Below are 23,095 nucleotides of genomic sequence, written 5' to 3' on the forward strand. Positions count from 1 at the left end.
GTTCAGCCGATGCTCAGGGCGATGCCGTCAAGGATGTCGTGCTCGCTGGCCGTCGCCGTGGTGATCCTGCCGCCGGTGAGTTCGCCCAGGCGTTCCAGGATCCTGCGCCACACCAGTCCCCCTGCTCCGATAACATCCACGCGTCCCGGGTGCATGTAAGGCAGCCCGGCGCGCTCGGACCGGACCATCTCCAGGAGGTCCGTCGAGGCGGCGCGGACGGTGTCAATGGGCAGTTCCGCGCCGTGGATGACGTCCGGCTTGTATTCGGGCAGCCGGAGGGCGTGGGCGGTGATGGTGGTGATGGAGCCGGCAACACCGACGACGGCGGTTGCCTGTTCCAGCGGAACGTGCTGTCCCGCGAGGGCCATGGCTGCGTCCACGTCAGCTTCCGCCGCCGCGATCTGTTCCGCGCTGGGCGGATCGTTCCGCAGGTGCCGTTCCGTCAGCCGGACGCAGCCGACGTCCACCGACTTCGCCGCGGTGACGCCCTGTGCGGTGCCGAGGACGAACTCGGTGCTGCCGCCGCCCAGGTCCACCACCAGAACCTGGTGGCCGTCCAGGATGGGCAGGACACTGCTGGCACCGGCAAAGGACAACGCAGCTTCCTCGTCGCCGGAGATCACTTCCGGTTCCACGCCCAGGAGGTTGCGGATTCCATCCACGAAGACGTCCCGGTTCCGGGCATCCCGGCTGGCGGAGGTTGCGACGAACCGGACGGATTCAGCGCCGTGGTCCCGGATCATCTGTGCGTAATCGGCAGTGGCGGCGAACGTGCGCTCCAGTGCTGCGGGGGCAAGTTCACCGGTGGCGTCCACGCCCTCCCCCAGCCGGACTACGCGCATCTCGCGCACCACGTCGGTGAGGCTGGTGGTGCCGTTGCTGCGGTGTACGTCGGCGATCAGCAGGCGGATCGAATTTGTGCCACAGTCGATGGCGGCTACCCGGGTCACTGGGCAGCCTCGGCAGGATTGGCCGACTTCCGCACAGGGGCGGGGCGGCCCACGATGTCCGGCAGGCCCTGCGGCCCGTGCCGGCTGAGGTCCCGGGAAGGAGCTTCGCCGGTGGTGTCCCAGGCCCCCTCGCAGTAGCACCTGTCCGCCGTCCACCATTCGCGGATCTGTTGCAGCGCCTCATCCCCCAGCGGATTCACGCCCGGGCCGGCAGCGAGCGATTGCCCCACCAGGACATGCAGGCACTTGACACGGGTGGGCATGCCCCCGGCGGAGACTCCGTCGATTTCCGGGACAGCGCCGATGCCGGACCGCCGGCCAATCGCGTCCCGCGCGGCAAGGTAGGCTTCATGCGCAGACCGGTAGGCGGCTGCCAGCTCCGGGTCGCCGGCCAGCTGCTCGTTCATGGTGTTCATGACCCCCGCCGCCTCAAGCCGGGACACCGCGGAGGTGATCACGGGATGCGTCAGGTAGAAGGTGGTGGGGAACGGGGTGCCGTTGCTCAGCCGCGGAGCCGTTGCCGCCACCAGCGGATTGCCGCACACGCAGCGGGCAGGGATTTCCACCACATCGCGGACCGGACGTCCCAGCTGCCGGCTCAATACTTCAAGATCGTGTGCTGATGGTTGGCGGGAGTCGTCCCGGGCGGCTGCCGTGTTGTGTTCCACTGTCGCGGGCCGTCCTTCCTTTTGCGGTTCAGTCTGTGGCCGCGCGCTCGATGGACTCCCACAGGGAATCCACCCACGGCAGATCGGCGGGGTCTTGTGCTGCTGCACCGGTGTGGCTGCTGGCTTCTCCCGCGGGCAAATCGCTGCCGAAGACCCAGTACCCGGTTTCGCCCGGCATAACCATGTTAATGCGGTCCCGGGCCTGTTGTTTCACGTAGTTGGGGTCCTGCCAGCGGGAGACCTGCTGGCGGAGCCGGTCGCCTTCAGCCTCGCGGGCGGCGATATCGGCATTCAGCGCGTCGATTTCCGACTTCTTGTCGAAGAAGATCTTCACTGTGGGCGCCAGCATGATGGTGATCGCAACCATCACCACGGCCAGTGCCAGCATCCGGCCGGAAAAAGCCTTCGCCGGAACAGGCTGCTGCCCCTCTTCCGCGGGTTGGTTCGCGGCACCGTTGGTTGCGCTGCTGCCCTTTCCCGGCCTGGCACGCCCTGCGGGTGCGCCCGTGGCCGGTGCCTGTCCGGCTGGTGCCTTCGGGGGCTTGCTGTCGACGCCGGGGCGTCCTGCCGGGCCCGGGTTGTCCTTGGCCGAGCCGAAATCCGCCTGGATGACGTCGGCGCCGTCGGAGGTTTCGCTTCCTGGACGGGCGGGGCTGACCTTGGGAACTTTGGGACGGCGGGTAGCCATGACACTCCTGATCGCGGCCTGCCTGCGGCCGCCACTGTCTGTGCTGAACAACAAAACGGCGCTGGACAACAACCGGGCTGACGGATGCTGCTGAAACAACAACGGTGGCTATGGTCTTTTCAACCATAGCCACCGTTTATTGCTTTACGCGGCTACTAGCCCTTGAAACGCGGGAACGCGCTGCGGCCTGCGTAGCGTGCGGCGTCGTCGAGTTCCTCTTCGATGCGCAGCAGCTGGTTGTACTTGGCAACGCGCTCGGAGCGGGCCGGCGCGCCGGTCTTGATCTGGCCGGCGTTGGTTGCCACCGAGATGTCGGCGATGGTGGTGTCCTCGGTCTCACCGGAGCGGTGCGAGGTGATGGTGGTGTAACCGGAGCGCTGCGCCAGGCTGACGGCGTCCAGCGTCTCGGTCAGGGAGCCGATCTGGTTGACCTTCACCAGCAACGAGTTGGCGGTGCGGGTGTCGATGCCGCGCTGCAGGATGGAGGGGTTGGTGACGAAGAGGTCGTCACCCACCAGCTGGACCTTGTCGCCGATGGCGTCGGTCAGGGTCTTCCAGCCGTCCCAGTCGTTCTCGTCCAGCGGGTCCTCGATGGACACCAGCGGGTAGTCGGACACGAGTTCAGTGTAGTAGGCGCTCATCTCGGCCGAGCTCAGGGACTTGCCCTCGAACTGGTAGGCGCCGTCCTTGAAGAACTCGGAGGATGCCACGTCCAGGGCCAGGGCGATGTCCTTGCCCGGGGTGTAGCCGGCGTTCTTGATGGCTTCCTGGATCAGGTCCAGCGCGGCACGGTTGGAGGGCAGGTTCGGGGCGAAGCCGCCCTCGTCGCCCAGGCCGGTGGACAGGCCTTTTTCCTTCAGGACGGACTTGAGGTTGTGGTACACCTCAACGCCCCAGCGCAGGCCCTCCGAAAACGTTTCGGCGCCGATGGGTGCGATCATGAATTCCTGGATGTCGACGTCGGAGTCCGCGTGGGAGCCGCCGTTCAGGATGTTCATCAGCGGCACGGGCAGGACGTGCGCGTTGGGGCCGCCCAGGTACTTGTAGAGCGGCAGGTCGGCGGAGGCGGCGGCTGCATTGGCCACGGCCAGGGAAACGCCCAGGATGGCGTTGGCGCCCAGCTTGCCCTTGTTCGGGGTGCCGTCCAGGTCCAGCATGGCCTGGTCGATGGAGCGCTGGTCGGTCGCGTCGAAACCGGTCAGCGCCGGTGCGATCTGGTCGATGATCGCGTCGACAGCTTTCTGGACGCCCTTGCCAAGGTAGCGGCCCTTGTCGCCGTCACGCAGTTCGACGGCCTCGTGCTCGCCGGTGGAAGCGCCGGAAGGTACTGCTGCCCGGCCAATCTGGCCGTCGGAGAGCAGGACCTCAACTTCTACGGTCGGGTTGCCACGGGAATCGAGGATCTCGCGGGCGTGGATGGCATCGATAAGCGCCATGAATTTGCTCCTTATGGGCGATTAACGGGGGATCTTGCAGAAAGACTCGACGTACTCGTCACGGACCAGCGTAGTCGAGAGTGGTCCGGGTTACGGAAACCGGTCCGGGGCGCGGACGTCATGATGGTGTTGGGACGGGGATTTCTCCTGCTGGTAGCGCCGAACAGCCCCCCGCAGGGCACGTTCGGCGTCGAATCCGGCGTCATGTGCGGAGCGTACGACGGCGAGGAGCAGCTCCCCGAGTTCTTCCTCCGTTGCGGGGACGGGCGTCCCTGCCGGCAGGGGCGCGTCCGCGCGGGCTGCGCGGTCCACCGACTTCTGCGCCCGGGCCAGCGCGGGCAGGGCGTGCGGGATCCCTTCGAAGTGGCTGGTGCGCGCTGGCTGCTCCGCCCGCTTCACCGCATCCCATTTCCGCACGATCTCATCCACCGTGGCCGGGAAAGTGTCCTGCAGCGAGCCGTCGGGCCGGAAGACATGCGGATTCCGCCGGACCATCTTGGCAGCCAGGCCGCGGGCAACGTCGTCGAACTTAAATGCCCCGCGCTCCTCGGCGAGCCGGGCGTGCAGCACCACCTGGAGCAGGACGTCGCCCAGCTCGGCCTGGAGCTCGGCGTCGGGATGGCCCGCCTCGATGGTTTCGGCAACTTCGTAGGCTTCCTCGAGGAGGTACTCCACGAGCGAGGCATGCGTCAGCGCGCCCATCCAGGGGCAGTGCTCGCGGAGCGCAGCAATCACGGCCAACAGCTCCCCCACGGGGGTGCTGTGGTCCGGCTGCTCAGCCAAGGTTGGCGTAGGTGTCGTTGATGTACTCCACCAGCGCCTCCTTCTCCTCCAGGGGCAGGAAGGAAGCCTCGGCGGCGTTCAGGGTGAGCTCGAGCAGGTCGTCGAGGTCGTAGTCGAACGTCTCCACCAGCAGCTCGAACTCGTCCGTGAGGGTAACACCGCTCATCAACCGGTTGTCCGTGTTGATGGTGACGTTGAAGCCCAGCTGGTACAGCATGTCCAGGGGGTGGCTGTCGATACCTTCGCCGAAGGGCGCGATCGCGCCGGTCTGAAGGTTCGAGGAAGGGCAGATTTCCAACGCGATGCCGCGGTCGCGGATCCAGCTCGACAGGTCGCCCAGGGTGACCAGACCAATGGTGTCCTCGGCGTCGTCGTCGAATTCCACCATGATGTCCTCGGCGATCCGCACGCCGTGGCCCAGGCGCAGCGCGCGGCCGTCCACGAGCGCCGACTGGATGCTTTCCAGTCCGGCAGCTTCGCCGGCGTGCACCGTGGCGGGGAAGTTCTGCTGGGCCAGGTAGGTGAAGGCGTCCCTGAAACGGGACGGCAGGAAGCCGTCCTCCGCGCCGGCGATATCAAAGCCAATGGCACCGCGGTTGCGGTGGCGGACGGCGAGCTCGGCGATCTCCTGGCCGCGGTCGGCATGGCGCATGGCCGTGATCAGCTGGCCCACCTGGATCTCGCGGCCGCTGTCCCCTACCGCCTCGACCCCGGCTTCCAGGCCTTCCTGGACGGCCTCCACGGCTTCATCCAGCGTGAGACCCTTCTGGAGGTGCTGTTCGGGGGCCCACCGCACTTCGCCGTATACGACGCCGTCGTCTGCCAGGTCCTCGACAAATTCCTTGGCCACCCGGTACAGGCCTTCATGCGTCTGCATGACCGCCACCGTGTGGTCGAAGGTTTCGAGGTAACGGACCAGGGAACCGGAATCGGCCGACTCCCGGAACCACTGGCCCAGCGCCACGGGATCGGTGGACGGAAGAGTGTGCCCGACTGCCTCGGCAAGTTCGATGATGGTGGCCGGACGGAGGCCTCCGTCCAGGTGGTCGTGAAGCGAGACCTTGGGCAGGTTCTTCAGGTCAAAATCGATGGCAGGGGCAGCGTCAACAATAGGCTCAGTCACGTTCCCACCTTAGGGTGGGCGGGGGCGCAAAGCCAGCGGCTACGGTGTTGCCGGCCCGCCGTCGGCGGACGGCGCAAGGACGCCGGACCCGGGCTTGCCGTTGCGGGCACCCGAGGGCCCGCCGTCGAGCCATTCGTCCACCTCTTGGGCGTCGTTCCGGGCAAGGTGCTTGTGCCACAAGCGGAGCAGGTGGTCGATCAGGATGCCCAGAATGATGGCAAAGACAACGGCGATGCCGGCACTGAGCAGCGGGTTGTGGTGCAGCCAGGGGAAGGAACTGGCGAGCAGCCCGATCCCGATGGAGTAGCCCACCCAGGTGATGCAGGCGAAGGCATCCAACAGGAAGAACCTGCGGTGGCCGAAGCCGGTGCTGCCCGCGACGTAGTTGACGGCGACTCGGCCCCAGGGGATGTAGCGGGCCGTGAAGATCAGGACCGCCCCGCGTTTGTCCAGCTCATAGCGCGCCCAGCTGAAGGCCTTCCTGACCTTGGGCCGGCGCATCCATTTCCACCGGTCCAGCCCGATCCGGCGTCCCAGCATGAAGGCCATGTTGTCCCCGGCGATCGCCCCGATCAGCGCAGTGGCGCCAAGGATCCAGAGGTTGGGCTCGCCGCTGTGCCGGGCGAAGGCTGCCAGGGCGACGATGAGGGTTTCGCTCGGCACCACCATGGCGAAGCCGTCCACGAAGAAAAACACGAGCAGGACCGGGTAGATCCACCACTGGCCCGCTGCATGGAGCACGGCCTCATTAATAAACTCCACGCGGTCTTGCTCCTAGACAATGATGACGCAGCTATAGCGACGCTGCCGTAGCGGAAATCGTTCCTTAGTGTCCCATGGCCCGGGCGCCGTCCGCTACGCCCGGGGCCGGGAAACACCTTTCCCACGCTATCCCCGGCCGAGGCCGGATGCGTCGTCCCTGGGGGTGATATTCCGTCCGGTCAGGCCTCGGGTTCCCGCATGCGTCCGACCACGGGGGTCTGCCGCCGGAGGCGGTTGATCACCACGTCCACCACGATGCCGAGCGCCACGGCGCACACGATGGCGATGACGGCGCCCAGCAGGTGGTTCTCCTCGAACCACTGGCCGAAGAACAGCCCTATCCCCACGGAGTACACCGCCCAGAGGACGGCCGAAAGGGTTGTGAGGGCGATGAAGCGAAGGTGGTGGTACTGCGTGGCACCCGCCGTCAGGTTCACAGCGACCCGGCCAATGGGCACGAACCGCGCAACGAGGATGAGTGACGCAGGGCGCTTCCGCAGTTCGCCGCCGGCCCAGCGGAAGGCGCTTTGCATGCGTGGACGCCGCATCCAGGACCAGCGGGTGGTGCCAACACGGCGCCCGATCAGGTAGGCGATGTTGTCCCCCGAGAAGGCACCCAGGGCGGCCACGAGCACTAAAAGCCAGGGGTTGGGGACATCCGCCGTGGCAGCCACGGCGGACAGCCCCACCACCACGGACTCGCTGGGAATGGGCGGGAAGAAGCCGTCAATGATGCAGCACGCCAACACCAGGAAGAGCACCCAGGGCTGCCCGGCTGCGGCGAGGATGAAGTCATTGATGGCCTGCATGATCCCCTATGCTATGCGGTCCAGGATCAGCCGCTGCGCCGGCCTTGATCCTTCCGGAGCGATAACCACAGCCTGTTCCAGGACCTCTTTGGCCCGCGCGAATTTCTCCGGGGTGTCGGTGAGCAGGGTCATCAGCGGTTCCCCGGCCCGGACCACTGCGCCCGGCTTGGCGTGCATCCTGACGCCGGCGCCTGCCTGAACCGCGTCCTCCTTGCGTGCGCGTCCTGCTCCCAGGCGCCATGCGGCAACGCCAACGGCCAGGGCGTCCAGTTCCACGAGGACCCCGTCAGCCGGTGCGTACACCGCCTCGGATTCCCGCGCCGCCGGCAGCTTGGCGCGGGGATCTCCGCCCTGCGCCTGGATCATCCGGTTCCACACGTCCATGGCCCGGCCGTCCTTGAGGGCGGCCGCGGGATCGGCGTCGTGCACCCCTGCGGCGGCGAGCATCTCCTCCGCGAGCCGGACCGTCAGCTCCACAACGTCGTCCGGGCCGCCCCCTGCAAGGACCTCCACGGACTCCTCCACCTCGATGGCATTTCCTGCCGTGAGGCCCAGCGGGGTGTCCATGTTGGTGAGCAGGGCGACCGTGTTGACCCCTGCGTCCTTGCCCAGCGCCACCATGGTTTCGGCCAGCTCACGGGCAGAGGCTTCGTCCTTCATGAACGCGCCGCTGCCCACCTTCACGTCCAGGACCAGGGAGCCGGTGCCCTCGGCGATCTTCTTGCTCATGATGGACGAGGCGATCAGGGGGATGGCTTCCACGGTTCCGGTGACGTCGCGCAGGGCGTACAGCTTCTTGTCCGCCGGGGCCAGGCCGGCACCGGCGGCGCAGATGACTGCCCCGACGTCCTGCAGCTGTGCCATCATCTCCTCGTTGCTGAGGGACGCACGCCAGCCCGGGATGGACTCCAGCTTGTCCAGCGTCCCGCCGGTGTGGCCGAGGCCGCGGCCGGACAGTTGCGGCACCGCCACCCCGAACACCGCAACCAGCGGGGCCAGGGGCAGTGTGATCTTGTCCCCCACGCCGCCGGTGGAGTGCTTGTCCGAGGTGTATTTCAAGCCGCCATCGGGCCGCCGGAGGCTGGAGAAGTCCATGGTTTCGCCGGAGGCGATCATGGCTGCGGTCCAGCGGGCAATCTCCGTCCGGTTCATTCCGTTCAGCAGGATGGCCATGTTCAGCGCTGCCATCTGCTCGTCGGCGATGGCGCCCCGGGTGTAGGCATCGATGGTCCAGTCGATCTGTTCGGGACTCAGGGTGCCCTTGTCCCGCTTGATGCGGATGATGTCAACGGCGTCGAAGGCTTCAGCTTTGCTGTCAGTCACCGGGTTTCCTCCAGGTGTTCGGGACCGAAGGCATCGGGCAGCACCTGGTCCATGGTCTTGATGCCCCGGGTGGTCATGAGTTCCATGTCCGGGGCGCGGAATTCGTAGAGCAGCTGCCGGCAGCGGCCACAGGGCATCAGGATGTTGCCGCTGCCGTCCACGCAGTAGAACGCGCGCAGCAGCCCGCCGCCGGTCATCTGCAGGTTGCCCACCAGGGCGCACTCGGCGCAGAGCGTCAGCCCGTAGCTGGCGTTCTCCACGTTGCAGCCGCTGACGATCCTCCCGTCACCGGTGAGGGCAGCGGCCCCCACCGGAAACTTGGAGTAGGGCACATAGGCGTTGCGCATGGCGGCGACGGCGGCAGCTTCCAGCGCCTGCCAATCCACTGCTGTTTCCTGGTCCACGCCGGTCATCCCTTGACGTAGGGTATGCCGCTGGCTGCCGGTCCCCTGGACTTGCCCACCAGGCCGGCGACGGCGAGGACGGTCACCAGGTACGGCAGCATGGCCATGAACTGGCTGGGAACCGGGGTGCCGATGATGGTGACGATGCTCTGCAGGTTGTCCGCGAACCCGAACAGGAGCGCCGCGAAGAACGCGCCGATCGGGTTCCACCGGCCGAAGATGAGGGCGGCGAGGGCGATGAAGCCGCGGCCGCCGGAGATCTCCTTGGTGAAGCTGTCAATGGCCACCAGGGTGAAGAAGGAACCACCGATCCCGGCGACAGCACCGCCCAGGGTGACGTTCCAGAAGCGTGTGGCGTTCACGTTGATGCCCAGGGTGTCCGCGGCCTGCGGGTGTTCACCTACAGCCCGGACCCGCAGGCCCCACCGGGTCTTGAACAGGCCCACCCAGACCACCGCAACTGCGATGTACATCAGGTAACCCACCAGGGTCTGCCGGAACAGGATGGGGCCGATCACCGGAATGCTGGAGAGGACCGGAATCTCAATGGCCTCCAGCCCGGGCGGGGAGTTGAAGCGTTCGCTGTCCTCCTGCATGACAGTGCTGAACAGGAATCCGGTGACGCCGGAGACGAGCACGTTCAGGACGACGCCGACGATGATCTGGTTCACCAGGTACTTGATGCTGAACAGTGCCAGCACCATGGACACCAGTGCACCGGCGATCGCGGCAGCCAGGAGCCCCATGAACGGGTTCTGCGTCATGCTGGCCACAATGGCAGCAGTGAACGCGCCGCCGAGCAGCTGGCCTTCGATGGCGATGTTGACCACGCCCACCCGTTCGCAGAGGACGCCTGAGAGCGAGCCGAACACGAGTGGAACGGCCAGCGTGACCGAGCCGGCGATCAGCCCGGCCAGCGAGATGCTGGGGGTGCGGGCGCCGCCCACAACCCAGATAAGGAATGCTGCGACGAACAGGACGATGAAGGTCACCGGCAGCCAGCCCGGCGCGGGCCGGTCCTTGGTCTTGAGGTAGACCGCGTAGGCGGCCAGCCCCAGCATCAGCACTGACAGCACGATGCCGCCGGCGAATGCGTTCACCGCCAGGGCAGGCAGCTGGAAGAAGTCCTCGCCGGTGGAGATGCCGAAGCTTGCCGTCTGGTTGGGGGCCAGGAGGCCGAAGAAGACCAGTGCGATCAGCCCGAAGGCTGCCAGCAGGACGGGCGTCTTCCAGCCCACCGGCTTGGCGAAAAGGGCGGCGGCACCGGCGTCGGTTCCGGCTGGCTGGGGTGTTCCCGGGCGCGGGGACGAAACTGTTGTGCTCATGCTGCACCTCCGGTAGTTGCTGCCTGCCGGGACTTCGCCGGACGGGCAGGCTTCTTCCGCCGCGGGTTCAGTCCGAAGACCGCGCGGACCAGCGGCGGCGCCGCGATGAACAGGACAATCAGGGACTGGACCACCAGGACGATGTCGATGGGGGTGCCGGTCTGGATCTGCATCTGGACGGCCCCGGCGCGGAAGGCGCCGAACAGCAGGCCGGCTGCAAAGGTGCCCCACGGCGTCGAACGTCCCAGCAGCGCGACGGTGATGGCATCGAAACCGTAGGTGGCGGCAACGCCGTCGGTAAGCACCTTCTCGGTTCCGGCCACCTGCGCGACGCCGGACATTCCGGCCAGTGCACCGGCCATGGCCATCACGAGGATGGTGGACCGGGAAACGTTGATGCCGGCGGTCTGGGCCGCCTTGGGGTTGGCGCCCACAGCCCGGAATTCAAAGCCGACGGTAGAGCGGTTCAGCAGCCACCACACCAGGAAGGTGGCGCCGATGGCCAGGATGAAGCCAAGGTGGAGCCGGTATTGCGTGCCGAAGATCTGCGGATAGACGGCGGTGGGGTCCAGGATGGGGGAAATGGGGTTGGACTCCCCCGGGCGCTGGAACGCCGGCGTGTTCAGCAGGTACCGCAGGAAATACAGTGCGATGTAGTTGAACATGATGGTGAGGATGACCTCGTGGGCACCGGTTCGTGCCTTGAGCACGCCCACCAGCCCGCCCCACAGGGCGCCGCCGACGATCCCTGCCACCAGGACCAGGAGGAGGTGCAAGCCGAACGGCAGGTGCAGCGCGAAGCCCACCCACGCGGCAAGGATGCCCGCCACGATGATCTGCCCCTGGGCGCCGATGTTGAAGAGGCCTGCCCGGAACGCCAGTGCCACACCCAGGCCGGCCGTGATAAGCGGCGTGGCGATGGTGAGCGTCTCCATGAAGGGCGCGAACTGGGCGGCCACGCTGTTTCCGCGGGGGTTGAACACCGAGCCCTGGAACAGGGCGACGTAGGATCGCGTGGCTGCGTCCCAGACCGCGGCGAGGAAGTCCGTGGGCCGGGCAAGGAAGTAGGTGGAGGTGCTGGCCACCCGCGCATCGGTGCTGGCGATCAGGAGGCCGCCGATGATGAGGGCCAGCAGCACCGCCAGAAGCGAGACCATGCCGCTGCCGGTGAAGATCCTGCGGAGCACCGTGTCCGGGCCGCCCGGAAGCTGTCCGCTTTGGGCGGTGGCAGGTACGGCGGAGGGCTCCATGGCACCGCCGGCGGTGTCAACCGCGACGACGGCGGCGGTTTCCTCCTCCGCCTGGCTGGCCTTGTGGTGGGGCTTGCCGGAAGGCGTGGTGCCATGCCCTTCCCCGGCCGCGTGCTTGGGGGGATGGTTGTCAGACATGGTCGTCTCCCTCGGCGTCTGGAGTGGAAGCGGTGGTTGTGGCCGCGGCGGGTCCGGCCTGTGGAGTATGCGCGTGCTCCTCCGGCGGGATCCCGGCCATCATGAGGCCCAGGGTTTCACGGCTGGTGCCGGCCGGAACGATGCCCACCAGCTTGCCCTTGTAGAGAACGGCGATCCGGTCCGCCAGCTCCATCACCTCATCCAGTTCGGTGGAGATGATCATGACGGGCGTGCCCTGGTCGCGCTCGGCAACGATCCGGCGGTGCAGGAATTCGATGGAGCCCACATCCACGCCCCGGGTGGGCTGGGAGGCGATGAACAGCCGCAGGGGCCGCGAGAGCTCCCGCGCCATCACCACCTTCTGCTGGTTGCCTCCGGACAGTGTCCCGGCGGCCGCGGCCGCGGAGGGGGTGCGGACGTCGAACTCGCCGATCCGTGCCTTGGCGTTTTCGAGGATCCTTGCCGGGCTCATGCTGATGCCTTTGGCGAACGGCGGTTTGTCATACAGGTCCAGGACGAGGTTTTCCGCCACGGAGAAGGTCCCCACCAGGCCGTCCACCTTGCGGTCTTCGGGCACGAAACCGACGCCGGCCTTGAGGACTTCCTTGACGGGGCGGCCCAGGAGTTCCTTGCCGTCGAGGGTGACCGAACCGGAGACCCGCTCCTGCAGGCCAAGGATGGCTTCCGTCAGCTCGGTCTGGCCGTTGCCCTGCACCCCGGCGATGGCGAGGATCTCGCCCCGGGCGATGTCGAAGCTGAGTCCGTCCACCACATGCTGGCCGTTCGGTGCGATCACCGTGAGGTCGCGCACCACGAACGACTTTTCCTGGGGCTTTGCCGGCGCCTTGTCCAGGTTGAGGCTGACAGCACGGCCCACCATCATGGAGGCCAGCTCCGAGGTGGCGGCGGAGGGATCGGCCGAACCCACCACCTTGCCGCGCCGGATCACCGTGATGGTGTCGGACACCTCTTTGACCTCCCGCAGTTTGTGCGAGATGAAGACGATCGAGGTACCGCCGGACTTCAGCTGGCGCATGATGTCCAGGAGTTCGTCGGTCTCCTGCGGCGTCAGGACGGCTGTGGGCTCATCAAGGATCAGGACCTTGGCGTTCCTGACCAGGGCCTTGATGATCTCCACGCGCTGCTGGACGCCCACCGGAAGGTCCTCCACCAGGGCGTCGGGGTTGACGTCGAACCCGTACTGGTCCGAGATCTCCTTGATCCGGCGGCGGGTTTCGTCCAGGTTCAGGAAGCCCGCGGCCTTGGTGGGCTCAGCGCCCAGGGCCACGTTTTCGGCCACCGTGAAAACAGGGACCAGCATGAAGTGCTGGTGCACCATGCCGATGCCGGCGGCCATGGCGTCGCCCGGTCCGCGGAAGGTTACGGGTTTGCCGTCAACGAGGATTTCCCCGTCAGTGGGCTCATACAGCCCGTACAGCACATTCATCAGGGTTGATTTTCCTGCCCCGTTCTCGCCGAGCAGGCAGTGGATTTGTCCCGGTTCAACCACCACGTCTATGTGGTCGTTGGCCAGCAGCGTGCCAAATCGTTTGGTGATCCCTCTGAGTTCAAGTTTCAAAACTCTGACCAATCTCGAAGCGTCCGGTGGTCCACCGGACGGGATATGAGGCTGCAGCACCAGCCTAGTGGGTGCAGCCGGAGGATGAGCGGGCGGCGGGCCCGAAATGCGGCCAGCAAAAAGCGCCACCGCCCGGCCTGTCGGTAACGGGCCGGGCGGTGGCGCTCAGGCAGGAATCAGGCCTTCGGGCTGGCCGCGGATTCCACCTTCAGCTTTCCGTCGATGATGTCCTTCTCGATCTGCTCCAGCTCGGACTTCAGGTCCGCAGGAACCTGGGAGTCAAGATCGTGGAAGGGTGCCAGCTGGACGCCTTCGTTGGCGAGGGTACCGACGTAGGGCTCGTTGCTGAACTTGCCTTCCTTGTCATCCTTCACCACGGCTTCCACAGCCTCACCCATGGTCTTCATGACCGAGGACAGCATGATGTCCTTGTAGTCAGGGGCCGTGAGGTAGCCGTCTGAGTCGACCCAGATGAGCTTGACGTCCTTGCCGGCAGCCTTGGCTTCCTTGAGGGCGGAACCGGCACCCTTGCCCACCGGCCCGGCAACGGGCATCACGATGTCCGCGCCCTGGTCCAGGAAGTTCTGGGTGAGCTGCTTGCCAACGTCCTGCTTTTCGAAGTCGCCGGTGAAGCTGCCGTCCTGGGCTTCCTTGTTCCAGCCAAGGAGCTTTACGTCCTTGCCCTTCTGCTCGTTGTAGTACTTCACGCCGTCCGCGTAGCCGTCCATGAAGATGGTCACGGTGGGAAGCTTGATGCCGCCGAACGTGGCCACGGTTCCGGTCTTGGTGGTGCCGGCGGCAAGGTAGCCGGCCAGGAACGCGGCCTGCGCGGTGTCGTAGATGATCGGCTTGACGTTGCTGATCGGCGGGTCGTAGCTGTAGTCGACGATGGCGAAGTGGCTGTCCGGGTTGGCCTCGGCCTGCTTCTTGGTCGCGTCGCCAAGCAGGAAGCCGATGGTCAGCGTGAGGTCACAGCCTGCTGTCACCATGGCCCGCAGGTTCGGCTCGAAGTCGTTGTTGGTCTTGGACTCCACCTGGTTGACCTTGATTCCCAGGTCCGCCTCGGCCTTCTTCAGCCCCTCGTAGGAGGACTGGTTGAAGGACTGGTCGTCGAACCCGCCCGAGTCCGAGACGATGCAGCCCGTGTAGTCGCTGGCGCCGGCAGTGGAGCCGCCGCCGGCTTCGGGAGGCGCACCGCAACCGGCCAGCACGAGCGCTGTGGCGCCCACCGTGGCCAGGCCGGCAACGGAACCGCGCTTGAGGTGTGCACGCAGTGATGACATCAAGATTCCTCCAGGATGAAGAGAGTGGCGCTACGGCTCGAATTCAATGAGTGTCCGTTTCTGCACTGAAATTCTGTTTTCACTGAGGGCTCGCAGCACTGCGCCGGAGCGCACTGATGGCACCCACTTTAGTGGCCTGCGCCACGTCCAATAGCACGGCAGGGCAACTTCCTTGAGATTGTTTACAAGTTGTTACCAATCAGTAGGGGTGGCGTGTTCGCACGGCACCCCTACTGGGCAGGGCACGCGGAGGCGCTAGAGCCTGACCAGCATCTTGCCCGTGTTGGCACCATCCAGCAGGTCCATGAATGCCTGCGGAGCGTTTTCCAGCCCGTCCACGATGGTCTCGTCGTACCGGACGGTGCCGTCGGCCAGCCACCCTGACATTTTCTCGGCGAACTCTGCGGAGTGCTGCCGCTGGCCGCCCACCAGGAAGCCGCGGAGGGTGAGCTGCTTCCCGATGGCCAGCGCCAGGTTATGCGGGGCCGGCGTGGGCTGCGTGGAGTTGTACTGGGCTATGGCGCCGCACATGGCCACCCGTCCCCCAACGTTCAGCACGGACAGGGCAGCTTCAAGGTGCTCTCCGCCCACATTGTCGAAGTAGACGTCGATGCCCCCGCTGCCGGCCGCCTCTTCAAGCAGGTCCCGCACCGGACCGTCGTGGTAGTCGAAGGCGGCATCGAAGCCAAGCTCCAGGAGCCTGGCTACCTTGGCTGGGGAACCCGCAGAACCGATGACCCGGGAGGCACCCATGGCCTTGGCGATCTGGCCCACCAGCGAGCCGACGGCTCCTGCCGCACCGGAGACAAACACGGCGTCGCCCGGTTTGAACTCGGCGACCTTGAGCAGTCCCGCGTAGGCGGTCAGGCCGGTCATGCCGAGGGCGCCCAGGAAGGCCGACGCCGGCGCCAGGTCGGTGCGGGCAGGCTTCGCGGCTTCCCCGTCAAGGACGGCGTATTCCCGCCAGCCGAGCGAATGTACGACGACGTCGCCCTCCTGGAGCGCCGTGGAACGGGACGCGATCACCTCGCCCACCGCACCGCCGTCGAGTGCTTCGTCGAGGGCAAAGGGCGGCGAGTAGGACTTGACGTCGTTCATGCGGCCGCGCATGTAGGGATCAACAGAGATGAAGAGGTTCCGCACCATGACCTGCCCGTCGCCCAGCGCGGGCAGCGGCGATTCTGCGAGCCGGAAGTTTGCTGCTGCGGGACGGCCCACCGGGCGGGAGGCGAGGCGAATTTCCCGGGTGGCGGCAGGAAGGGTGGCCGCGCTCACGCCGCGTACTCCAGGACTTTGATGTCCACGCTGATATTGCCGCGGGTGGCATTGGAGTAGGGGCAAATCTCATGTGCCCTGGCAACCAGGGCCTCGGCTGTATCCCGGTCCAGGGCAGGCAGCGCAACCTCCAGTTCGGCGGCCAGGCCGAAGCCCTCCCCGCCGTCAAGTCGGCCAAGGTGCACCTTGGCAGCCACTGCGGAATCCGTCAGGTCGGCGCGTTCCTGGCGTGCCACCAGGCGGAGGGCAGAGTGGAAGCACGCGGCATACCCGGCGGCAAAGAGCTGCTCCGGGTTGGTCCCGTCGCCGGTGCCGCCGAGTTCAACCGGGCTGGCGAGGGAAACGTCCAGCCTGCCGTCACGGGTACGGGCGGTGCCGTCGCGGCCGTCGCCGGAGGCAAGGGCAACTGCAGTGTAAAGGGGCTTCATGATATATCCGTTCTGTCGGGATCAATACTCATGGGGTGGTTCCGGGAAGGCGGTCAAAGCGCAGCGTGGAGGGCGGCGGTGAGCTTGCCCAGGGTTTCGCGCAGTTGCTCGAGCTCTATGGCCGTGAGCCCTGCGGCGTCGGCGAGCCGCTGGGGAATGGCGGAGGCCTTTCCGCTCAGGCGCCTCCCCGCGGGCGTGAGGTGGATGGCCACCCGGCGCTCATCCTCGCCGGACCGGCGCCGCTCAACAAGGCCAAGGGCCTCAAGCCGCTTGAGCAGCGGCGACAAAGTGCCGGAGTCAAGGCCGAGCTCATCGCCCAGTTCCTTCACGCCCCGCGGCTCGTTCTCCCAGAGAACCAGCATGGCCAGGTACTGCGGGTAGGTCAGGCCCAGGTCTTCCAGGACGGGACGATATACGGCGGTTGCTGCGCGGGAAGCGGAGTAGAGCGCAAAACAGACCTGGCGGTCCAGGCGGGGAGCTTCACTCATGGCAACAACAGTAGCGCGCAACTAAGTTGTGTACAACTTACCCAGCTCCGAGGCGCAGGTAAGGAATGAAAAAGCCCGACGCCGGCACTTCAGCACGTGCCGGCGTCGGGCTTTCCCGAAAAGCGTTTAGAAGTCGCGGATGGTGCGCAGGGCGGCCGCGGTGAGGACCCGGATGCCCAGGCCCAGGGCCTGCTCGTCCACGATGTAGTCGCCGCGGTGCAGGTCATATTCCTCGCCGCCGGGGGTCTTGGTGCCCAGGCGCATCATGGCGCCGGGGAGCTCGGCAAGGAACCAGGCAAAGTCCTCCCCGCCCATGGACTGGGGCGTCAGCACCACGGCGCTCTCGCCGATTTCCGCGCGCGCGGCTGCCTCAATGATCGCCGTTTCGTGTTCGGAGTTCACCACCGGGGGCACACCCCGGGTGTGTTCAAGCCGGACGTCCACACCGTAGGGCGCCGCCACCTGGTGGACCACCTCGTCCAGCAGCTCGCCGGCCTCGTGCCAGGCCTCGCGGTCCAGGCAGCGCATGGTTCCCGCCATGTAGCCGGTGCCGGGAATCGCATTCGGCGCGGATCCGGCGGAAATCTGGCCCCAGACGACGGACACTCCGCTGCGGACATCCACCCTGCGGGACAGGACGGCGGGAACGTTGACCGCGATCTGGGCCAGGGCGAACACCAGCTCTTCCGTCAGGTGCGGCCGGGAGGTGTGCCCGCCCCGGCCGGAAAGCTCGATCCGGATGGTGTCCGATGCCGAGGTGATGGCCCCGATGCGCGTTCCGATCTTGCCCACTTCGATGCGCGGGTCGCAGTGCAGCGCCATGATGCGGGGCACGCCCTCCAGGACGCCCTGCTCAATGCAGGCGTGGGCACCGCCCGGCATGGTCTCCTCGGCAGGCTGGAAAATGATCCGGACGGTCCCGCCCAGGGGGGTCTCCTGGTGCATGCGGTGCAGTACCAGGGCAATGCCAAGCATGGTGGCGGTGTGTACGTCGTGGCCGCACGCGTGGGTGACGCCGTGGTTCTTGGACGCGAACGGCAGGCCCGTTTCCTCGATGATGGGCAGGGCGTCGATGTCGCCGCGCAGGGCGGTGGCAATGGGACCGTCGCCGACGTCCACCGTGAGCCCGGTGCCCTCGAGGCGGCGGGGTTTCAGGCCGGCCTCCTCGAGGCGCTCGGCCAGTTTGTCCGTGGTCCGGTACTCCTTGAAGGAGAGTTCGGGGTGCGCGTGCAGGTCCCGGCGGAATTCAATCAGTTCCGGCAGGAGCGGTTCGAGCCAGGGCGACACCAGGGCGGTGGGCTCGGCTTCAGTAGTGTAATTGCGCACTTCATCACTCTAGCGAGGATGGACGCAATACAGGCCATCACGGTTACCGCGTTACATCCCGGGCAACCGTGACGGCAAGAACTGCAGGCAAACTTTGGGTTAAAGGACGTCCGTGTCGCCGCTGGCCTTGAGGGCGTCAACGGCTGCCTTGACCCGCTGCGAGTTGGCCATGGTGGTGACCAGCAGGGCATCGGGGGTGTCCACGATGACCACGTCCTGGATGCCGATCAGGGCGATCACACGCTTGGTGTCGGTAACCACCACGCCGCTGGAGTTCTCGGTGAACACGCGCGCGCCTTCGCCGAGGACAGTCACGTCATCCACTTCCTTGGCGGAGTTGAGCCTGCCCACGGAGGCGAAGTCACCGACGTCGTCCCAGCGGAAGGTTCCGGGCACGACGGCGACGTCCCCGGCTTCCGCGGCGGGCTCCGCCACGGCATAGTCGATGGCGATTTTCGGCAGGGTGGGCCAGATGCGCGACGTGACCTGGTCCCGGTTAGGGGTGTCCCAGGCACGCGCAATCTCCTGCAGGCCCTGGAACAGTTCCGGCTGGTTGGCTTCGAGGTGCTTGAGCAGCAGCGCAACCGGCGCAACGAACATGCCAGCGTTCCACACGTAGTTGCCACTGTCCACGTACTGCTGCGCCACCACCTCGTCCGGCTTTTCCACGAACTCCACCACGTCCTGCGCGCTGGGTGCGCCGTCGATGTGGAGGTCCTGGCCGGAACGGATGTACCCAAAACCGGTGGATGGGTGCGTGGGCTTGATGCCGATGGTTACGATCTTGCCGGCGGCGGCGGTGTGGATGGCCTCGCGGACGGCCGCCTGGAAGAGATCGTCCGGGCTGATCACCTGGTCGGCGGCGAAGGAACCCATGATGGTTCCGGGATCGCGCTCGTGCAGGATGGCCGCGGCAAGCCCGATGGCTGCCGCCGAGTCCTTGGGCTCGGACTCGAGCACCAGATCCGAATCCGTGACCTCGGGAAGCTGGCGGCACACTGCATCGCGGTGCGCCTTGCCAGTGACAACCAGCATCCGACTACCGGCCAGCGGGTGCAGCCGGTCGTAGGTGGCGCGCAGCAGCGTACTGCCCGAACCCGTGAGGTCGTGGAGGAACTTGGGAGCTGCGGCTCGTGACAGAGGCCAGAGGCGGGTCCCCACTCCGCCGGCCGGGATCACCGCGATGAAGCGGTCAAGGGGTGATGCCGGGCTTGTCACTTTGTCTGTACTCATCACCGCCTACTTTAGCTGACGAGCCGCTGGAGCCTCCGGCGTGAACCGAGCGCTGACACAGTGTGGCCATGAACCGGGCGGGCGGTGTGGCATTTGTCTCATAATTTTCAGAAATCCGCGCCACTACAGGGCACCAAGGCGTTCCTAAATTGAATAAGCTGTTAGCTGAGCCTAGATTTAGGCCTGAGCTACGAGTGCTCTCGCAGCAGGCGTTCCCCCCGCGTGGATCTCATGCCAGCGCCGCTGTGTTGCAGGGAGGTTTATCAGTGCCGACAAAACCAGCTGGCACCTTGTACCGCGGCCGTGAAGGCATGTGGTCCTGGGTAGGACACCGTATTACCGGTGTAGTGATCTTTTTCTTCTTGTTGGTCCACGTTTTGGACACCTCCTTGGTGCGTGTGTCTCCCGAGGCTTACACCGCCGTGATCGGTGCATACAAGAACCCCTTGATGGCCCTTGGCGAAACCGGGCTTGTCGCCGCCATCGTGTTCCACGCTTTCAACGGCCTGCGGATCATCGCAGTCGACTTCTGGAAGAAGGGTGCCAAGTACCAGCGGCAGATGCTGTGGGCAGTCCTGGGCCTGTGGGTCGTGACCATGGTTGCCTTCTCCATCCGCCATCTGTCCCTCGCCCTCGGAGGCCACTAAGCCATGTCTGCAACCATCGAGAGCCCCCGCAGCGGGCGGATAGCCCCCCAGTACCGGCGCAACGGCGGCACCCGCGGCAACTTCGAAATGATCGCCTGGCTGTTCATGCGCCTCTCCGGCGTGGTGCTGGTGGTCCTCATCTTCGGACACCTCTTCGTGAACCTCATGGTGGGCGAAGGCATCCACGCCATCGACTTCGGCTTCGTGGCCGGCAAGTGGGCGGATCCCTTCTGGCAGTTCTGGGACCTGGCCATGCTGTGGCTGGCCATGCTGCACGGCACCAACGGCGTGCGCACCATCATCAATGACTACGCAGAGAAGGACACCACCCGCCGCTGGCTGAAGACTGTCCTGTACTCCGCCACCGTGGTCATCATCGTCCTGGGCACCCTGGTGATCTTCACCTTCGATCCGTGCCCCGTCGTGGATGGCGTTCCCCTGCCGGGCGGATTCTGCCCTGCCTAGCACCGGCATCATCCCGGGCCCGCGGGCTTTTCCGCGGGCCCTGTTTTGCGGAGCAGGCAACGCCGCCCCGTTGTTCCATAGCGAATTTTGAGAGAAAGAGCATCTGGTATGCAGGTCCATAAGTACGACGTCGTCATCGTCGGTGCCGGTGGCGCTGGCATGCGCGCCGCGATCGAATCAGGTCAGCGTGCGCGCACAGCAGTACTGACCAAGCTCTACCCCACCCGCTCGCACACCGGTGCGGCCCAGGGTGGCATGTGTGCAGCCCTTGCCAATGTCGAGGAAGACAACTGGGAATGGCACACGTTCGACACCGTCAAGGGTGGCGACTACCTGGTTGACCAGGATGCCGCGGAGGTCATGGCCAAGGAAGCCATCGACGCCGTGCTGGACCTGGAAAAGATGGGCCTGCCGTTCAACCGCACGCCCGAAGGCCGCATCGACCAGCGCCGCTTCGGCGGCCATACCCGCGACCACGGCAAGGCGCCCGTCCGCCGCGCCTGCTACGCGGCGGACCGCACGGGCCACATGATCCTTCAGACGCTGTACCAAAACTGCGTCAAGCACAACGTCGAGTTCTACAACGAGTACTACGTGCTGGACCTCCTGACGGTTGAAGAGGACGCGGTCCGCGAGGACGGCACCCCCTACAAGCAGAAGCGCGTGGCGGGCGTGGTCTCCTACGACCTCGCCTCCGGTGAACTGCACGTCTTCCAGGCCAAGTCCGTGGTGTTCGCTTCCGGCGGCGCCGGCAAGGTCTTCAAGACCACCTCGAACGCCCACACCCTCACCGGTGACGGCATGGGCATCGCCTTCCGCCGGGGCATTCCGCTGGAGGACATGGAGTTCTTCCAGTTCCACCCGACCGGCCTGGCCGGCCTGGGCATCCTCCTCTCCGAGGCTGCCCGCGGTGAAGGTGCCATCCTGCGTAACTCGGAGGGTGAGCGCTTCATGGAGCGCTACGCCCCCACCATCAAGGACCTGGCACCCCGTGACATCGTGGCCCGGTCCATGGCCAACGAAGTCCGTGAAGGCCGCGGCTGCGGCCCGAACAAGGACTACGTGCTGCTGGACCTGACCCACCTGGAGCCGGCCCACATCGACGCCAAGCTTCCGGACATCACCGAGTTCGCCCGCACCTACCTTGGCGTCGAGCCCTACACCGAGCCTGTTCCGGTGTTCCCCACGGCGCACTACGCCATGGGCGGCATTCCGACGAACATCGAAACTGAGGTCCTCCAGGACAACGACACCGTTGTCCCCGGCCTGTTCGCCGCCGGTGAGGTGGCCTGTGTGTCCGTGCACGGTTCCAACCGCCTGGGTACCAACTCGCTGCTGGACATCAACGTGTTCGGCAAGCGTGCGGGCATCGCTGCTGCCGAGTACGCCAAGACCGCCAGTTTTGTGGAACTGCCGGAGAACCCGACGGCGTACACCACCGAACTGCTGGACATTGCCCGCAACGGCACCGGCGATGAGAAGGTGGCGCAGATCCGCAAGGAACTGCAGGACACCATGGACGCGAACATGCAGGTGTTCCGTACCGCCGAGACGCTGAACCAGGTTCTGCGCGACATCGCATCGTTCGAGGAGCGGTACAAGCGCATCAACGTCCAGGACAAGGGCAAGCGCTTCAACCTGGACCTGCTCGAAGCCGTGGAGCTGGGCTTCCTGCTGGAACTGGCCAAGGTCATGACCGTGGCCGCCCTGCACCGTGAGGAATCCCGCGGCGGACACTTCCGCGAAGACTTCCCGGAACGCAACGACGAGAAATTCATGAAGCACTCCATGGCGTACAAGGACGACCACGCGCCGGCTGACGGATCGGCAGAAGCTATTGCCGGCATCCGCCTGGCCACCAAGCCGGTTGTCTTTACCCGCTACGAGCCGATGGTGAGGAAGTACTAAGATGACCGCTGAAATCGCTGAGCCAGCCTCAAAGATTGAACTGCCTGCCGGCGTCGGCGGTGGCGGCGAAATCCCCACGTTCGATGTGCACATGCGCGTCCGCCGGTACAACCCGGAGGTCTCCGAAGAGGCGACCTGGGACGATTTCCACCTCACCATGTACGGCACGGACCGCGTCCTGGACGCCCTGCACAAGGTCAAGTGGGAGATGGACGGCAGCCTGTCCTTCCGCCGCTCCTGCGCCCACGGCGTGTGCGGATCCGACGCCATGCGCATTAACGGCCGCAACCGCCTGGCCTGCAAAACCCTGCTGAAGGACCTGGACACGTCCAAGCCCATCACGGTGGAACCCATCAAGGGCCTGCCGGTGGAGAAGGACCTCATCGTGGACATGGAGCCGTTCTTCCAGTCCTACCGCGAGGTCATGCCGTTCCTCATCAACAAGGGCCACGAGCCCACCCGGGAACGCCTGCAGTCCGCCGAGGACCGAGAGCGTTTCGATGACACCACCAAGTGCATCCTGTGCGCCGCGTGCACGTCCTCCTGCCCGGTGTTCTGGACCGACGGCCAGTACTTCGGCCCGGCGGCCATCGTGAACGCACACCGCTTCATTTTCGATTCCCGCGATGATGCCGGTGACATGCGCCTGGAAATCCTGAACGACAAGGAAGGCGTGTGGCGCTGCCGCACCACATTCAACTGCTCCGAGGCATGCCCCCGCGGCATCCAGGTGACGCAGGCTATCGCCGAGGTCAAGCAGGCAATTCTTTCCCGCAAGATCTGACCAGGGATCAAGCGGACGAC

General features: G+C 66.0%; 23 protein-coding genes. 4 read left to right on the forward strand and 19 right to left on the reverse strand.

All coding sequences use genetic code 11. The features are described from left to right. Positions 1–2: 2 nt before the first annotated feature. From AC5RTT_RS01895 to AC5RTT_RS01985, 19 genes are all read right to left on the reverse strand, one after another. Entirely contained in the window at positions 3–950 is a 948-nt protein-coding gene (locus AC5RTT_RS01895) for a Ppx/GppA phosphatase family protein (RefSeq protein WP_494143782.1), read from the reverse strand. Beyond that, on the reverse strand, positions 947–1,618 hold the full coding sequence (locus AC5RTT_RS01900) for a DUF501 domain-containing protein (protein ID WP_494010646.1): 672 nt from the start codon (positions 1,616–1,618) through the stop codon (positions 947–949). Before AC5RTT_RS01900 ends, AC5RTT_RS01895 begins: the two co-directional genes overlap by 4 nt. A gap of 28 nt (positions 1,619–1,646) precedes the next feature. Next, positions 1,647–2,306, reverse strand: a complete 660-nt coding sequence (locus AC5RTT_RS01905) for an FtsB family cell division protein (protein WP_494143783.1) — start codon at positions 2,304–2,306, stop codon at positions 1,647–1,649. Between the two features lie 155 nt (positions 2,307–2,461). Then, on the reverse strand, positions 2,462–3,742 hold the full coding sequence (eno, locus tag AC5RTT_RS01910; RefSeq protein ID WP_494010648.1) for a phosphopyruvate hydratase: 1,281 nt from the start codon (positions 3,740–3,742) through the stop codon (positions 2,462–2,464). A 90-nt stretch (positions 3,743–3,832) separates the two neighbouring features. Then, positions 3,833–4,444, reverse strand: a complete 612-nt coding sequence (locus AC5RTT_RS01915; protein ID WP_494143838.1) for a MazG nucleotide pyrophosphohydrolase domain-containing protein — start codon at positions 4,442–4,444, stop codon at positions 3,833–3,835. Positions 4,445–4,517: 73 nt separating this feature from the next. Further along, positions 4,518–5,648, reverse strand: a complete 1,131-nt coding sequence (locus AC5RTT_RS01920) for an adenosine deaminase (protein WP_494143784.1) — start codon at positions 5,646–5,648, stop codon at positions 4,518–4,520. A gap of 39 nt (positions 5,649–5,687) precedes the next feature. Next, a complete protein-coding gene (locus AC5RTT_RS01925; RefSeq protein ID WP_494143785.1) occupies positions 5,688–6,410 on the reverse strand; it encodes a DedA family protein in 723 nt (240 codons plus the stop codon). A 179-nt stretch (positions 6,411–6,589) separates the two neighbouring features. After that, on the reverse strand, positions 6,590–7,219 hold the full coding sequence (locus AC5RTT_RS01930; protein WP_494143786.1) for a DedA family protein: 630 nt from the start codon (positions 7,217–7,219) through the stop codon (positions 6,590–6,592). A 6-nt stretch (positions 7,220–7,225) separates the two neighbouring features. After that, positions 7,226–8,542 carry a thymidine phosphorylase gene (locus AC5RTT_RS01935; protein ID WP_494143787.1) on the reverse strand — a complete coding sequence of 439 codons (1,317 nt, stop codon included), beginning with the start codon at positions 8,540–8,542 and terminating at the stop codon, positions 7,226–7,228. After that, the gene (locus tag AC5RTT_RS01940) at positions 8,539–8,955 is read right to left on the reverse strand and encodes a cytidine deaminase (RefSeq protein WP_494143788.1); all 417 of its coding nucleotides are present in this window, start codon (positions 8,953–8,955) and stop codon (positions 8,539–8,541) included. Before AC5RTT_RS01940 ends, AC5RTT_RS01935 begins: the two co-directional genes overlap by 4 nt. Continuing rightward, a complete protein-coding gene (locus AC5RTT_RS01945; RefSeq protein ID WP_494143789.1) occupies positions 8,952–10,271 on the reverse strand; it encodes an ABC transporter permease in 1,320 nt (439 codons plus the stop codon). Before AC5RTT_RS01945 ends, AC5RTT_RS01940 begins: the two co-directional genes overlap by 4 nt. Continuing rightward, positions 10,268–11,659: an ABC transporter permease gene (locus AC5RTT_RS01950; protein ID WP_494143790.1), complete on the reverse strand. Its 1,392-nt coding sequence runs from the start codon at positions 11,657–11,659 to the stop codon at positions 10,268–10,270. The genes AC5RTT_RS01945 and AC5RTT_RS01950 overlap by 4 nt, the downstream gene beginning before the upstream one ends. Next, positions 11,652–13,238, reverse strand: a complete 1,587-nt coding sequence (locus AC5RTT_RS01955; RefSeq protein WP_494143791.1) for an ABC transporter ATP-binding protein — start codon at positions 13,236–13,238, stop codon at positions 11,652–11,654. The genes AC5RTT_RS01950 and AC5RTT_RS01955 overlap by 8 nt, the downstream gene beginning before the upstream one ends. Before the next feature lie 176 nt (positions 13,239–13,414). Next, positions 13,415–14,521: a BMP family lipoprotein gene (locus tag AC5RTT_RS01960; RefSeq protein ID WP_494143792.1), complete on the reverse strand. Its 1,107-nt coding sequence runs from the start codon at positions 14,519–14,521 to the stop codon at positions 13,415–13,417. 255 nt (positions 14,522–14,776) lie between these two features. Further along, positions 14,777–15,796: an NADP-dependent oxidoreductase gene (locus AC5RTT_RS01965; protein ID WP_494143793.1), complete on the reverse strand. Its 1,020-nt coding sequence runs from the start codon at positions 15,794–15,796 to the stop codon at positions 14,777–14,779. Further along, positions 15,793–16,224, reverse strand: a complete 432-nt coding sequence (locus AC5RTT_RS01970) for an organic hydroperoxide resistance protein (RefSeq protein ID WP_494143794.1) — start codon at positions 16,222–16,224, stop codon at positions 15,793–15,795. The genes AC5RTT_RS01965 and AC5RTT_RS01970 overlap by 4 nt, the downstream gene beginning before the upstream one ends. A 53-nt stretch (positions 16,225–16,277) precedes the next feature. Continuing rightward, complete coding sequence (locus tag AC5RTT_RS01975; protein WP_494123852.1) at positions 16,278–16,712, reverse strand: MarR family winged helix-turn-helix transcriptional regulator; 435 nt, start codon at positions 16,710–16,712, stop codon at positions 16,278–16,280. A gap of 126 nt (positions 16,713–16,838) precedes the next feature. Further along, positions 16,839–18,038: an amidohydrolase gene (locus AC5RTT_RS01980; RefSeq protein ID WP_494010660.1), complete on the reverse strand. Its 1,200-nt coding sequence runs from the start codon at positions 18,036–18,038 to the stop codon at positions 16,839–16,841. A gap of 99 nt (positions 18,039–18,137) precedes the next feature. Beyond that, positions 18,138–19,271 carry a mannose-1-phosphate guanylyltransferase gene (locus AC5RTT_RS01985; RefSeq protein ID WP_494143795.1) on the reverse strand — a complete coding sequence of 378 codons (1,134 nt, stop codon included), beginning with the start codon at positions 19,269–19,271 and terminating at the stop codon, positions 18,138–18,140. Positions 19,272–19,537: 266 nt separating this feature from the next. On the opposite strand from AC5RTT_RS01985, the gene sdhC reads away from it, so the two are divergent. The 4 genes from sdhC (at position 19,538) to AC5RTT_RS02005 (ending at position 23,075) form a co-directional block, all read left to right on the forward strand. Next, positions 19,538–19,918: a succinate dehydrogenase, cytochrome b556 subunit gene (gene sdhC, locus AC5RTT_RS01990; protein ID WP_015936418.1), complete on the forward strand. Its 381-nt coding sequence runs from the start codon at positions 19,538–19,540 to the stop codon at positions 19,916–19,918. Positions 19,919–19,921: 3 nt separating this feature from the next. Next, entirely contained in the window at positions 19,922–20,383 is a 462-nt protein-coding gene (locus tag AC5RTT_RS01995; protein WP_494010662.1) for a succinate dehydrogenase hydrophobic membrane anchor subunit, read from the forward strand. Positions 20,384–20,491: 108 nt separating this feature from the next. Continuing rightward, on the forward strand, positions 20,492–22,291 hold the full coding sequence (gene sdhA / locus AC5RTT_RS02000; protein WP_494143796.1) for a succinate dehydrogenase flavoprotein subunit: 1,800 nt from the start codon (positions 20,492–20,494) through the stop codon (positions 22,289–22,291). 1 nt (position 22,292) lies between these two features. Continuing rightward, positions 22,293–23,075, forward strand: a complete 783-nt coding sequence (locus AC5RTT_RS02005) for a succinate dehydrogenase iron-sulfur subunit (RefSeq protein ID WP_133351107.1) — start codon at positions 22,293–22,295, stop codon at positions 23,073–23,075. The last annotated feature ends 20 nt before the right edge of the window (positions 23,076–23,095 follow it).

This window comes from Arthrobacter sp. Y3221157 (assembly GCF_059089865.1).

Excerpts from the sequence above, each read along its gene's own strand:
- AC5RTT_RS01905 (WP_494143783.1), bottom strand. The coding sequence starts at position 2,306 with ATGGCTACCCGCCGTCCCAAAGTTCCCAAGGTCAGCCCCGCCCGTCCA.
- eno (WP_494010648.1), bottom strand. The coding sequence starts at position 3,742 with ATGGCGCTTATCGATGCCATCCACGCCCGCGAGATCCTCGATTCCCGT.
- AC5RTT_RS01915 (WP_494143838.1), bottom strand. The coding sequence starts at position 4,444 with ATGGGCGCGCTGACGCATGCCTCGCTCGTGGAGTACCTCCTCGAGGAA.
- AC5RTT_RS01930 (WP_494143786.1), bottom strand. The coding sequence starts at position 7,219 with ATGCAGGCCATCAATGACTTCATCCTCGCCGCAGCCGGGCAGCCCTGG.
- AC5RTT_RS01940 (WP_494143788.1), bottom strand. The coding sequence starts at position 8,955 with ATGACCGGCGTGGACCAGGAAACAGCAGTGGATTGGCAGGCGCTGGAA.
- AC5RTT_RS01945 (WP_494143789.1), bottom strand. The coding sequence starts at position 10,271 with ATGAGCACAACAGTTTCGTCCCCGCGCCCGGGAACACCCCAGCCAGCC.
- AC5RTT_RS01950 (WP_494143790.1), bottom strand. The coding sequence starts at position 11,659 with ATGTCTGACAACCATCCCCCCAAGCACGCGGCCGGGGAAGGGCATGGC.
- AC5RTT_RS01960 (WP_494143792.1), bottom strand. The coding sequence starts at position 14,521 with ATGTCATCACTGCGTGCACACCTCAAGCGCGGTTCCGTTGCCGGCCTG.
- AC5RTT_RS01970 (WP_494143794.1), bottom strand. The coding sequence starts at position 16,224 with ATGAAGCCCCTTTACACTGCAGTTGCCCTTGCCTCCGGCGACGGCCGC.
- AC5RTT_RS01975 (WP_494123852.1), bottom strand. The coding sequence starts at position 16,712 with ATGAGTGAAGCTCCCCGCCTGGACCGCCAGGTCTGTTTTGCGCTCTAC.
- AC5RTT_RS01985 (WP_494143795.1), bottom strand. The coding sequence starts at position 19,271 with ATGAGTACAGACAAAGTGACAAGCCCGGCATCACCCCTTGACCGCTTC.
- AC5RTT_RS01995 (WP_494010662.1), top strand. The coding sequence starts at position 19,922 with ATGTCTGCAACCATCGAGAGCCCCCGCAGCGGGCGGATAGCCCCCCAG.
- sdhA (WP_494143796.1), top strand. The coding sequence starts at position 20,492 with ATGCAGGTCCATAAGTACGACGTCGTCATCGTCGGTGCCGGTGGCGCT.
- AC5RTT_RS02005 (WP_133351107.1), top strand. The coding sequence starts at position 22,293 with ATGACCGCTGAAATCGCTGAGCCAGCCTCAAAGATTGAACTGCCTGCC.